This window comes from Bordetella petrii (genome assembly GCF_017356245.1).
GTDB classification, from domain to species: Bacteria; Pseudomonadota; Gammaproteobacteria; order Burkholderiales; family Burkholderiaceae_B; genus Bordetella_A; species Bordetella_A petrii_D.
Map to the genome: position 1 here is coordinate 2,359,735 of NZ_JAFMZZ010000001.1, position 12,300 is coordinate 2,372,034.

11 protein-coding genes are annotated in these 12,300 nt (G+C 68.2%); 7 read left to right on the top strand and 4 right to left on the bottom strand.

Features of this window, described 5'->3' with window-relative positions; all coding sequences use genetic code 11:
- The first annotated feature begins 20 nt into the window (after window positions 1–20).
- Entirely contained in the window at window positions 21–998 is a 978-nt protein-coding gene (locus tag J2P76_RS11390; RefSeq protein ID WP_207407393.1) for a Bug family tripartite tricarboxylate transporter substrate binding protein, read from the top strand.
- A gap of 9 nt (window positions 999–1,007) precedes the next feature.
- On the top strand, window positions 1,008–2,153 hold the full coding sequence (locus J2P76_RS11395; RefSeq protein WP_207407395.1) for a CaiB/BaiF CoA transferase family protein: 1,146 nt from the start codon (window positions 1,008–1,010) through the stop codon (window positions 2,151–2,153).
- Window positions 2,154–2,311: 158 nt separating this feature from the next.
- Here the strand turns inward: J2P76_RS11395 and ggt are convergent, their stop codons facing one another.
- Complete coding sequence (gene ggt, locus J2P76_RS11400) at window positions 2,312–4,066, bottom strand: gamma-glutamyltransferase (RefSeq protein WP_207407397.1); 1,755 nt, start codon at window positions 4,064–4,066, stop codon at window positions 2,312–2,314.
- Between the two features lie 109 nt (window positions 4,067–4,175).
- Between ggt and J2P76_RS11405 the strand changes: the two genes are divergently transcribed.
- Entirely contained in the window at window positions 4,176–5,072 is an 897-nt protein-coding gene (locus J2P76_RS11405; protein ID WP_207407399.1) for a LysR family transcriptional regulator, read from the top strand.
- A 77-nt stretch (window positions 5,073–5,149) separates the two neighbouring features.
- Here J2P76_RS11405 and J2P76_RS11410 read toward each other — a convergent pair whose 3' ends face one another.
- On the bottom strand, window positions 5,150–6,133 hold the full coding sequence (locus J2P76_RS11410) for a tripartite tricarboxylate transporter substrate binding protein BugE (RefSeq protein WP_207409184.1): 984 nt from the start codon (window positions 6,131–6,133) through the stop codon (window positions 5,150–5,152).
- A 226-nt stretch (window positions 6,134–6,359) separates the two neighbouring features.
- On the opposite strand from J2P76_RS11410, the gene J2P76_RS11415 reads away from it, so the two are divergent.
- Window positions 6,360–7,265 carry an AEC family transporter gene (locus J2P76_RS11415; RefSeq protein WP_207407401.1) on the top strand — a complete coding sequence of 302 codons (906 nt, stop codon included), beginning with the start codon at window positions 6,360–6,362 and terminating at the stop codon, window positions 7,263–7,265.
- 420 nt (window positions 7,266–7,685) lie between these two features.
- On the opposite strand, the gene fumC is transcribed toward J2P76_RS11415, so the two are convergent.
- Complete coding sequence (gene fumC, locus J2P76_RS11420; protein ID WP_207407403.1) at window positions 7,686–9,077, bottom strand: class II fumarate hydratase; 1,392 nt, start codon at window positions 9,075–9,077, stop codon at window positions 7,686–7,688.
- Window positions 9,078–9,222: 145 nt separating this feature from the next.
- On the opposite strand from fumC, the gene tsaE reads away from it, so the two are divergent.
- The 3 genes from tsaE (at window position 9,223) to J2P76_RS11435 (ending at window position 11,598) form a co-directional block, all read left to right on the top strand.
- The gene (tsaE, locus tag J2P76_RS11425; RefSeq protein ID WP_207407412.1) at window positions 9,223–9,759 is read left to right on the top strand and encodes a tRNA (adenosine(37)-N6)-threonylcarbamoyltransferase complex ATPase subunit type 1 TsaE; all 537 of its coding nucleotides are present in this window, start codon (window positions 9,223–9,225) and stop codon (window positions 9,757–9,759) included.
- Entirely contained in the window at window positions 9,690–11,066 is a 1,377-nt protein-coding gene (locus tag J2P76_RS11430; protein ID WP_207407414.1) for an N-acetylmuramoyl-L-alanine amidase, read from the top strand. Before tsaE ends, J2P76_RS11430 begins: the two co-directional genes overlap by 70 nt.
- A gap of 97 nt (window positions 11,067–11,163) precedes the next feature.
- A complete protein-coding gene (locus J2P76_RS11435) occupies window positions 11,164–11,598 on the top strand; it encodes a VOC family protein (protein ID WP_207407422.1) in 435 nt (144 codons plus the stop codon).
- A gap of 19 nt (window positions 11,599–11,617) precedes the next feature.
- Here J2P76_RS11435 and J2P76_RS11440 read toward each other — a convergent pair whose 3' ends face one another.
- On the bottom strand, window positions 11,618–12,274 hold the full coding sequence (locus tag J2P76_RS11440) for a VTT domain-containing protein (protein ID WP_207407424.1): 657 nt from the start codon (window positions 12,272–12,274) through the stop codon (window positions 11,618–11,620).
- Between the last annotated feature and the right edge of the window lie 26 nt (window positions 12,275–12,300).

Consider the following 12,300-nt stretch of genomic DNA (forward strand, 5'->3'; position numbering starts at 1 on the left):
CGACCTCTGGAGAGACAACCATGCAACGCCGCATTTTCTGCCTGGCCCTGGCAGGCGCCGCCATTCTGGCGTCCGCCCCCGCATCCGCCGCCGACACCTACCCCGACCGGCCCGTGACCCTGGTGGTGCCCTTCCCGCCCGGCGGCCCCACCGACGCCATGGCGCGGCGCCTGGCCGACGGCCTGAAAGACCAGCTGGGACAGACCGTGGTGGTGGAAAACCGCAGCGGCGCGGGCGGCAACATCGGCGCCGAATACGTCGCCAACGCCAAGCCCGACGGCTACACCATCCTGTTCGGCACCTCGGGGCCGCTGGCCATCAATGTCAGCCTGTACAAGAACCAGCAGTACGATCCGCAGAAGAGCTTCGCGCCCGTCATCCGCATCGGGCACCTGCCCAACATCCTGACCGTGCATCCGTCGGTGCCCGTGCACAACGTGCAGGAACTGATCGCCTACGCCAAGAAGAACCCCGACAAGCTCAGCTATGCCTCGTCGGGCAACGGCGCCTCGTCGCACCTGGCCGGCATCCTGTTCAACAAGATGGCGGGCACGCAGATTCTGCACGTGCCGTACAAAGGCACCGGTCCGGCGCTGAACGACTTGCTGGGCGGCCAGGTATCGATGTCGTTCACCGACATCCTGACGGCGCTGCCCCATGTGCAGGCCGGCACCCTGCGCGCCATCGGCCTGGCCAGCGCCGAACGTTCCGACGCGCTGCCCGACCTGCCCACCATCGCCGAGCAGGGCCTGCCCGGCTACGACGTCAGCGTCTTCTTCGGCATCGTGGCGCCGCGCGGCACTCCCGCCGACGTGGTGGCCCGCCTGAACCAGGCCTTCATCGCCACCCTGGCCGAGCCTGGCGTGAAACAGGCGCTGCACAAACAGGGCATCGTCGAAGCCGACGATAAAACCCCGCAAGGCCTGGCGTCGTTCATCGACGCGCAGGTACCCAAGTGGCGCGACATCATCCGGGAAGCCCACGTGGCCATGGACTGAGGACATCCAATGCCTATCCCTACGCTGCAAGCCGGCGCCCTGGCGGGCTGCCGGGTCATCGACCTGTCGCGCGTGCTGGGCGGCCCCTACTGCACGCAGCTGCTGGCCGACCACGGCGCCGACGTCATCAAGATCGAGCCGCCCGCCGGCGACGAAACACGCGGCTGGGGGCCGCCGTTCCTGGGCGACACGGCGTCGTACTTCATCGGCGTCAACCGCAACAAGCGCGGCATGTCGCTCGACCTGTCGCAGCCGGCCGGCCAGGAACTGCTGCGCCGGCTGTTGGCCGACGCCGACGTGCTGGTCGAGAACTTCAAGCCTGGCACGCTGGAAAAATGGGGCCTGGGGTACGACGCGCTGAGCGCGGCGTTTCCGCGCCTGATCCACTGCCGCGTCAGCGGCTTCGGCGCCGACGGGCCGCTGGGCGGCCTGCCCGGCTACGATGCCTGCGCGCAGGCCATGTGCGGCCTGATGAGCGTCAACGGCGACGCCGACGGCGAGGCCACGCGCGTGGGCCTGCCCGTGGTCGACATGGTCACCGGCCTGAACGCGGCGGTGGCGGTGCTGCTGGCGCTGAACGAGCGGGCGCGCAGCGGGCTGGGCCAGTTCCTGGACATCACCCTGTACGACTGCGCGGTGTCGCTGCTGCATCCGCATGCGGCCAATTATTTCTACAGCGGCAAGGTGCCGGGCCGCACCGGCAACGCCCATCCCAACATCGCCCCCTACGAAACCCTGCCCACGCGCAGCGGGCCAATCTTCCTGGCGGTGGGCAACAACCGGCAGTTCGCGGCGCTGGCGCGGGCGCTCGAAGCCCCGCAGCTGGCGGACGACGCGCGCTTTGCCAGCAACGCCAGCCGCCTGCAGCATCGCGAGGCCCTGCGCGGCGAACTGGCCGCGCTGCTGGCGCGGCACGACGCCGCGGCGCTGGCCGAACAGCTGCTGCGCCAAGGCGTGCCGGCCGCGGCCGTGCAGAACGTCGAAGATGTGCTGCGCCATCCGCACACGCATCACCGCGGCATGGTGCTGGAACAGGGCGACTACCGCGGCGTGGGCTCACCCATCAAGCTGTCGCGCACGCCCGCCACCCTGCGCCGCCCGCCCCCCGCCCTGGGCGAGCACGACGCCGAAATCCGCGCCGAAGCAGGTGACTGACCGGCCCCAGCCAGAGGTCAGGTGACGCAGGTGGCTGAAGCCGTAGAATCGAGATAGTCGCTGTACCGCTGAATCGGGGACGCGGCGGATCCGGCTCCGCCGGTCCGCCTGCGTCGCCCCCTTGAGGGGGAAGCGCGCAGCGCTTCGGGGGTGGGACCTTATTCTCCCAGCACCAGCCCTTCGCGGCGCGGGTCGGCGCCGCCCACCAGGCGGCCGCCGTCGATGACAATGCCCTGGATGCCGCTCGGGAAGTCCACGGCCTTCACCTCGTGCCCCATGCCGCGCAGGGCGGGCATCATGTTTTCCAGCGCCGTGCCCCGCTCTACCTCGGTGGCCTGGTTGCGGCTGCCCATATTGGGCAGCGAGATCGCCTGCTGGATATCCAGCTGCCAGTCCAGCACCCCCACCAGCGTCTTGGCCACGTAATTGATGATGGCGCTGCCGCCGGGCGAGCCCACTGCCATGTAGGGCTTGCCGTCGCGGAACACGATCATGGGCGCCATCGAACTGCGGGGCCGCTTGCCCGGCTGCACGCGGTTGGCCACCAGCCGGCCTTCGGGGTCTTTGAACGACAGCGAGAAATCCGTCAGCTCGTTGTTCAGCAGGAACCCGCGCACGAATATCTTGCTGCCGAAAGCCGATTCGATGGAATTGGTCATCGACAATACGTTGCCCTGCGCATCGACCACCGCCAGGTGCGAGGTCGACGGCACTTCCAGCGCGTCGTCGCGCGCGCGGCGGGCCAGCAGCCCGGCCGGATCGCCCGGCAGGGCCGTGCCCATGGCGCGGTCGGGGCGGATCAGCGCGGCCCGGCGGGCCAGGTACTGCGGGTCGAGCATCGCGCGCACCGGCACCTTGGCGAAGGCCGGGTCCGCCACGTAAAAGCCGCGATCGGCAAATGCCAGGCGGCCGGCCTCGGCGAAATAATGCACCGCCTCGACGCTGTCAGACCCCAGCCGGGCCATGGGGAAATGCTGCAGGATGCCCAGCATCTGCAGCACGGCCAGCGGGCCGCTGCTGGGCGGCGGCGGCCCGCACAGGCGATAGGCACGGTACTCGCCGCAAACCGCCTCGCGCACGCGCGGGCGGTAGGCCGCCAGGTCGGCCACGCTCAGGTCGCCCGGCGTGGCATGCGCGCGCACGGCCGCCACGATGTCGTGCGCGATCTCGCCGTGGTAGAACGCATCGGCGCCTTTGTCGGCCACCCGGCGCAGCACCTCGGCGTATTGCGGGTTCTTCAGCACATGGCCCACCGGCCAGGGCTGGCCGTCGGGGCCATAGAAATAGCGCGCGGCCGCCGGCTGGGCGGCCAGCTCGGCGCGCGCATCGGCCAGCAGGGCATGCAGCCGCGGCGACACTTCGAAACCCTGTGTGGCCAGCGCGATGGCCGGCTCGAACAGGCTGCGCCAGGGCAGCCTGCCCTGCTGCCGGTGGGCCAGCTCAAGGCCGCGCAGCAAGCCGGGCGTGCCGACCGACATCCCGTTGTTGACCGCCTGCCTGAACGGCAGCGGCTTGCCGTCGCGCATGAAGCGGTCGGGCCGGGCCGCCGCCGGGGCGGTCTCGCGCGCGTCGTAGACACGCAGTTCATGGCTTTGCGCGGCGTAGTGCACCATGAACCCGCCGCCGCCGATGCCCGACGATTGCGGCTCGGTCAGGCCCAGCACCAACTGCGCGGCAATGGCGGCGTCCACCGCGCTGCCGCCCGCCTGCAGGATGCGATAGCCGGCCTGCGTGGCCAGCGGATTGGCCGTCGCCACCATGAAGCGCTGCGCCGTCACGGCCTGCCTGGCCGTATAGCCCGAGGCGGCTTCCGGATTGATGCTTTCGTGCGCCGCCGGGGCGGCCGGCTGCGCGGCGGCGGCGCCGCACAGCAGCGCGGCGCACCAGGCGCCCGCCCATCGATGAACACGCATCGGAGTCTCCCGCAAAGTTGCACGGCGCCAGACGCGGCGCCGACGCGGGCATTATCGCAATAGAATGCCTAGGGCAAACAAGCCCCCTCTTTTACCGCCACATTCCGACATGCGCCTGCGCCACATAGAAATTTTCGAGGCCATCCGCCGCACCGGCTCGCTGACCGAAGCGGCGGCCGCGCTGCATATTTCCCAGCCCGCGGCCAGCAAGCTGCTGGCGCATGCCGAGGCGCAGCTGGGCTTCAAGCTGTTCGAGCGCGTCAAGGGCCGCCTGGTGGCCACCCGCGAAGCCGAAATCCTGACCCCCGAAGTCTCGCGCCTGAACCAGGACCTGAACAGCGTGCGCAGGCTGGCCGCCAGCCTGCGCGAACGCCCGCACGGCCACTTGCGGCTGGGCTGCGCGCCGGCGCTGGGGCTGGGCCTGCTGCCCCAGGTGGTGCGGGCCAGCCGCGACGCGCGGCCCGGCATCACGTTCGACATCCACACCTATCACAGCGCCGAACTGGTGCAGGGCCTGCTGGCGCGCGAGCTGGACCTGGCCGTCACGTTCGACATGCACGATTATCCCGGCCTGACCCGAGCGACACTGGGCCATACCGAACTGGTGCACCTGGGACGCAAGCCCGGCGGCGGCGCCACCCGGCTGGCCGACCTGGTCGACGACACACTGATCGTGCTGGACTCGCGCGATGCGTCGGGCTCGCTGCTGCAAATGGCGCTGGACGCGCAGGGCCTGGATCCCGACGTGGCCATCCAGGTGCAAACCCATTACGTGGCCTGCGCCCTGGCCGACGCGGGATGCGGCGAGGCCATTGTCGACGCCATCACCGTGCGGGCCATGCTGCGGCCGGGCATGGTGGTGCGCCGCCTCGACCCGCCGCTGAAAGTGCCGCTCAGCATCCTGACGCGCACGCAAGACCCGCTGTCGGCGCTGCATCGCGAATTCATCGAGCGGCTGCGCCACGCCTGCGCCGAGCTGGCCCGCCAGCTGCCCGGCGAGTCTTGAAAAAAACGGGCGCCCGCGGGCGCCCGTGTGCTGTGCGGCGGCGGCAGGCCTTGCCGGCCCGCCGCCGCGCGCGCGGCTTAGTTCAGCGAGATGTTGCTCTTCTTGACGATGTCCTTCGCCCAGTTGTATTGCTCCTGGATTTCCTTGGCGAATTCTTCCGGCGTGTTGCCCGACGGCGCCGAACCCTGCTTGTCGAGGGCTTCGATGACCTTCGGGTCTTTCAGGGCCACCACCGCCGCGTCGCGCAGCTTGTTGACGATGTCCATCGGCGTGCCCTTGGGCGCCAGCAGGCCGTACCACACCGGCTGGTTCAGCTGCGGGTAGCCGACTTCCTTGAAGGTGGGCACGTCTTTGATGGCGTCGATGCGCTCGGGCCAGGCAATGGCCATGGCGCGCAGCTTGCCGGCCTGGATTTGCGGCATGGACGACGGCAGGTTGTCGAACAGGATTTCGATCTGGCCGCCGACGGCGTCGGCCACGGCCGGGCCCGAACCCTTGTAGGGCACGTGCACGATGTCGGTGCCGGTGGCGATCTTGAACGACTCGCCCATCAGGTGCAGCACGCCGCAGGTGCCCGAGCTGCCGTACGAATACTTGCCGGGGTTCTTCTTCAGTTCTTCGAGGAAGCCCTTGAAGTCTTTGGCGGGGAACTTGGGGTTCACCGACACCACGTTGGCGGTGTTGGCGAAGTTGGTGACCGGCTGGAAGTCCTTGATGGGATCGTAGGGCAGGTCGTTGGGGCGGCATGCCGAGTTGACGGCCATGGTGGAGACCGTGGCGATCGACAGGGTGTAGCCGTCGGCGTCGGCGCGGGCCGCTTCGGCCGCGCCGATGGCGCCGCCGGCGCCGCCCTTGTTCTCGACGACCATCGGCTGGCCGAGTTCCTGGCTCATGCGCTGGGTAACCAGGCGCGCGATGATGTCGGTGGAACCGCCCGGCGCGAACGGCACGATCACGCGGATCGGCTTGCTGGGATAAGCGTCCGCGGCCACGGCGGCGGACGTGGCCGCCAGGCCGGTGGCCAGCGCGATAGCCGATGCCAGGGTACGTGCTTTGATCATCATTGTTGTATTTCCTCCAGGTGCAGGCCCCCTGTATGGGGGCCGATTGTGCAGGCTACAGCGAACCGCCGATAAGCAGTCCGCTGCGAAGACGGGCGAGCGAAGTATATGAAATCCAGCGTGCATGGGGCACACGCGCTCTGCCGAATTCGGGGAGAATAGCAGCAAAACGGCCTGTTCGCGCGGCCGAAACACGCGGTATTTTCCCCAACTTTTCAGAATTTTGATGTCGGTCGCCCTACTTGTTCTGCCGGATTTCCTGCTGGTCGCCCTGGGGTGGCTGATGCGCCACAAACTGGGTTTCAACCGCGAATTTTTCGCCGGAACAGAGCGCATGGTGTATTTCGTGCTGTTCCCGGCCATGCTGTTCCAGGCGATCCTGCGCACCCCCATCAGCGCCGGCAGCGCCCTGGCGCTGCTGCAGGCCACGGCCGCCGTGGTGGTGGCCGGGGTGGCGCTGGCCTGGCTGGGCGGCCGCGCCCTGCGCGCGCAACCGCTGGCGCTGGCCTCGGCGGCGCAGTGCGGCTACCGCTTCAATACCTACATCGGGCTGGCACTGTCGGCCAGCCTGGGCGGCGCGCACGGCCAGACCACCATGGCGCTGATCGTCGGCTTCGCCGTGCCCATCGCCAACGTCGCGGCGGTGTACGGCCTGGCGCGCCACGGCGGCAGCAGCCTGCTGCGCGAGCTGCTGCGCAATCCCCTGCTCATGGCCACCCTGCTCGGCCTGGCCGGCAACCTGGCGGGCCTGCAGCTGCCCGGCCCCATCGACGCCGTGCTGGCGCGCCTGGGTGCGGCCTCGCTGGCGCTGGGCATCCTGTGCGTGGGCGCCAGCCTGTCCTGGCAGGGCGGCCAGGGCCAGGGCCGGCTGATCGCCTGGATCCTGACGGTAAAACTGCTGCTGCTGCCCCTGGCCGCCCTGGCCGCGGCCAGCCTGTTCGGCCTGCCCCCCGCCGAATCGCGCATGCTGCTGCTGTTCGCCGCCCTGCCCACCGCGTCAGCCGCCTACGTGCTGGCCATGCGGATGGGCGGCGACGGGCGCATGGTGGCGCTGCTGATCTCGCTGGGCACGCTGCTGTCGGTAGCAACGATCCCCGCCTGGGTAGCCGTGACCGGCGGAGCCGGTAGCTGAGAAGGATTCCTGGCTATTGATTGCCAGGCACCGTGCTCTTGAGACAGCCTTTGCACACTTCGGTGTCTGACACCCTGCGGGAGTCAGACACCTGTTTCATACTCAGCAACCATGGCAAGCCACCACCCGAATGTCCCTGAACGCCGCGCAGGGCGGCGTTCAGGGACGGCCCCGCAAGATTTTCTTCTTCCAGACCAACGCCCCCACGAAGCAGAAGAACCCCGCCCGCCCCAGCCATGCAGCGGGACGGCACCATTGCGAGCCGGCGCGTGGTGTGCGGGGTGGCCGAGGCGCCTCGGGGCCGGGCCCGGGCGCGCGGGGCGCCCGGACGGCACCGTGAAGCCGAGGCCACCCCGCACACCACGCGCCGGCGGCACAAGAACCACCCCCGCCGCCAAGCAAGAAAGAAAGGCGAACCAGCTACCTCCCCGCGTTAGTCATCTCCGCAGGCACCACCCATTGGGCGAACTGGTCTTCCGTCACATACCCCAGGGCCAGGGCCGCGTCTTTCAGCGACAGGTTTTCTTTGTGGGCTTTCTTGGCGATCTGGGCGGCCTTGTCGTAGCCGATGTGGGGGTTCAGCGCGGTTACCAGCATCAGCGAGCGGTCGACCAGTTCGGCGATGCGTTCGCGGTTGGGCTCGATGCCGGCCGCGCAGTGCTGGTCGAAGCTGGCCATGCCGTCGGCCAGCAGGCGCACCGACTGCAGGAAATTGTGGATCACCAGCGGCTTGAACACGTTCAGTTCAAAATTGCCGCTGGCGCCGCCGATGTTGATGGCCACGTCGTTGCCCATGACCTGGGCCGCCAGCATGGTGACGGCCTCGCACTGCGTGGGGTTGACCTTGCCCGGCATGATCGAGCTGCCCGGCTCGTTCTCGGGAATGCGGATCTCGCCCAGGCCCGAACGCGGCCCGCTGGCCAGCCAGCGCACGTCGTTGGCGATCTTCATCAGCCCGGCCGCCAGCGCCTTCAGGGCGCCGTGCGCGAACAGCAGGGCTTCGTGCGACGCCAGGGCCTGGAATTTGTTGGGGGCCGACGCAAAGGCCGAGCCCGTGTCGTGCGCCAGCTCGGCGCAGACCTTGGCGCTGAAGGCGGGATGGGCGTTCAGCCCGGTGCCCACCGCGGTGCCGCCGATGGCCAGCTGGTGCAGGCCCGGCAGCGTGGCGCGGATCTGCTGCTCGGCCAGGTCCAGCTGCGCCACGTGGCCGGACAGTTCCTGGCCCAGCGTCAGCGGCGTGGCGTCCTGCAAATGCGTGCGGCCGATTTTCACGATGTCGTAGAACTCGGCGCTCTTGGCCGCCAAGGTAGCGCGCAGCGCCTTCAGGGCCGGAAGCAGGTGATGTTCGACCTGCAGCGCGGCGGCCACGTGCATGGCGGTGGGAAACGTATCGTTCGACGACTGGCCGCGGTTGACGTGGTCGTTCGGGTGGACCTTGCGCTCTTCGCCGCGCACGCCGCCCAGCAGTTCCGAGGCGCGGTTGGCCAGCACCTCGTTCATGTTCATGTTGCTTTGCGTGCCCGACCCCGTCTGCCAGACCGACAGCGGGAATTCGTCGGGCCATTTGCCGGCGATGACCTCGTCGGCCGCGCGCACGACGGCATCGGCGATCTTGCCGTCCAGCTCGCCCAGCTCGGCGTTGACCTTCGCGGCCGCGCGCTTCAGGCGTGCCATGGCCGCCACCAGGGGCACCGGCATGCGCTCGGTCGAAATGGCGAAGAACTGCAGCGAACGCTGCGTCTGCGCGCCCCATAAATGATCGGCAGGTACCTCGATGGGGCCGAAAGTATCTTTTTCGGTGCGGGTTTTCATGGCGGGGAATGTCCTGGACAGAGCCCGGGCCGGCGCGGCCGCAGGCATGGCTTAAACGAGAATAAAAATCAGTACGATGATAGCAGACGGGCTGCTTCCTATAATCCGGGCACGTTCATCCTGTTTTACCACTCGATTCCCCGCCATGTCCGTCCCGCTGCGCAGCCTGACCCTGTCCCTGCCCGACGAAGCCGCCACCGAGGCGCTGGCCCGCCGGTTCGCCCCGCTGGTCAGCGGCGCCGATGGGCGCCCGGCGGGCGGCCGCATCCACCTGCAGGGCGAGCTGGGGGCCGGAAAAACGGCTTTTACGCGGGCGTTGTTGCGCGAATGCGGCATAACGGGCCGAATCAAAAGCCCCAGCTATGCGCTGCTTGAATCTTATAAAGTTTCTAACTTATACTTCTATCACTTTGATTTTTATAGATTTAGTGATTCGCGTGAATGGCTGGACGCGGGATTCCGAGATTTACTGCGTGATGACGCAGTCGTCCTGATCGAATGGCCCGAGCGTGCCGAGGGGGTTTTGCCCCCTCCGGATATGCAGATTTCCCTGGCCTATGCCGGCCCGGGCCGCGAGGTCACCCTGACTGCCTATACCGCACGAGGACAAACATGGTTGAACGCGATTGTCCCTCCGCCCCAGGTGCCCTCTCCGCCAGCGGCACCCAGCGCCGACGCCTGATCAGCGTCGCCACCACCCTGCTCGTCCTGCCGGTTCTTCCCCGGCTGGCGCACGCCGCCACCATCCTGGCCGTGCGTACCTGGCCGGCCGATGAATACACACGCGTCACGCTCGAACTCGACAGCGAGCTCAAGGCCGAGCATTTCACGCTCGACAACCCGCACCGCCTGGTGGTCGACATCGAAGGCCTGCAGGTCAGCACCGCGCTGAACCAGCTGGTGTCCAAGGTGCGCCCCGACGACCCGTACATCCAGGCGCTGCGGGTGGCGCAGAACCGCCCCAATGTCGTGCGCCTGGTGTTCGACCTGAAGCAGGCCGTGGCGCCCCAGGTGTTCACGCTGAAGCCGGTGGCCGACTACCAGTACCGCCTGGTGCTGGACCTGTATCCCAAGGTGGCGCAAGACCCGCTCATGGCCATGCTGAACAAGCAGGCCGGGCCCGACGTCGACGACCCGCTGGCGCGCATCCTGGAAGACATCGCCCGCAATCCCGTCACGCCCACCGCCCCCGCGCCGCAGGCCCAGGGGCAAGAGCCGCCGCCGGCCATCGCCATGCCCAAGCCGGCCCCCGAGCCGTCGCGGCCCTCGCGGCGCAAGCGCATGGTCACCATCGCGCTCGACCCGGGCCACGGCGGCGAAGACCCGGGCGCCATCGGCGGCAGCGGGCTGCGCGAAAAAGATGTGGTGCTGCGCATTGCCCGGCGCCTGAAGGCGCTGATCGACGACCAGCCCAACATGCGCGCCTACCTGACGCGCGACGACGACTACTTCGTGCCGCTGCACGTGCGCGTGCAGAAGGCGCGCCGGGTGCGCGCCGACCTGTTCATTTCCATTCACGCCGATGCCTGGATCAAGCCCAGCGCCAGCGGCTCGTCGGTGTTCGCGCTGTCGCAGCGCGGCGCCTCCAGCGCCCAGGCGCGCTGGCTGGCCAAAAAAGAAAACGCGGCCGACCTGATCGGCGGCGTCAACATCGGCAGCCATGACAAGCAAGTGGCCAAGGTGCTGCTCGACCTGTCCACCACCGCGCAGATCAACGATTCCCTGCGGCTGGGCGCGGCCTTCCTGGACGAGATCAAGAAAATCAACCGCCTGCACAAGCGCGATGTCGAGCAGGCCGGCTTCGCGGTGCTGAAAGCGCCCGACATCCCGTCGATCCTGGTGGAAACGGCGTTCATCAGCAATCCGCGCGAAGAAAAGCTGCTGCGCTCGAGCAGCCACCAGCAGAAACTGGCCCTGGCCATGATGACCGGCATCCAGCAGTACTTTGTCGCGAATCCTCCGCTGGCGCACATTGCCGACGCCAGCTGAGCCGGCGCGGCAGGGGTAACAATTATTCAAAGTCCGGCGCCAGCCGGCTTTGCTGCTTCTATGATGGGGGCTCCAACCGCCAGGAAGGAGCATCCCCATGAACACCAACACCGCCGGCGAGCCGCCGCGCCTGTTTCCCACCCTGCGCTGCCACGACGCCGAAGCGATGATCCGCTGGCTGATCGACACCTACGGCTTTACCGAGCGCGTCGTCTATCGGCATGCGGGCGAAGTGCAGCACGCCGAGCTGGCGATGGGATCGTCGATTCTGATGCTGGGCCAGCACCGCGATGACGCCTACGGCAAGATGGTGGGCAGCCTGGATGGCCGCCGCACCGACTCGCTGTACGTGGCCGTGGACGACCCCGACGCGCTGTACGAGCGGGTCAAGGCGGCCGGCGCCCAGATCGAATCGGAACCCGCCGACACCAGCTACGGCAGCCGCGAATTCTCGTGCCGCGATCCGGAACTGAATTTATGGGTCTTCGGCACGTACTGGCCGAAGGCCGGCACCCCGCCCGACCAGGGCTGACCGGCGCGGCCGGCCGAGCTCAGGGCCGCGGGCCCTTGCCGCCGCGCAGGCGCCCGCGCGCCAGCTTCACCAGGCCGGCCGCCACCAGCGGCACGATGGCGGCCGCCAGGCCGATCAGCACGATGGTGTTCAGGTGTTCTTTCACCAGCGGAATGTTGCCGAAGAAATAGCCGGCCGTGATCAGGCCCGCCACCCACAGCACCGCGCCGCTCAGGTTGAACAGCTGGAAGCGCAGCAGGTTCATCTCGGCCACGCCGGCCACGAACGGCGCGAAGGTGCGGAAAATGGGCAGGAAGCGCGACATCACGATGGTCTTGCCGCCGTGCTTTTCGTAGAACAGGTGCGTACGCAGCAGCGCCGCGCGGTCCAGGAAGCGCACGTTCATGGTGAACACGCGCGGCCCGATGGCGCGGCCGATGGCGTAGTTGACGGTATTGCCCGTAACGGCCGCCACGATCAGCAGCACGCCCAGCAGTACCGGATCCAGGCTGCCGGTGGCGCCGAACGCGCCCGCGATGAACAGCAGCGAATCGCCGGGCAGGAAAGGCAGCACCACCAGCCCGGTTTCGGCGAAGATGATCAAGAACAGGACCAGATAGACCCACGACCCATATTGTTCGACCCAGACGCCCAGCGTCTGGTCGATATGCAACACCATCTGGAAAAATTCGAGCATGCAATAACCATGTGAAATAAGCGGCG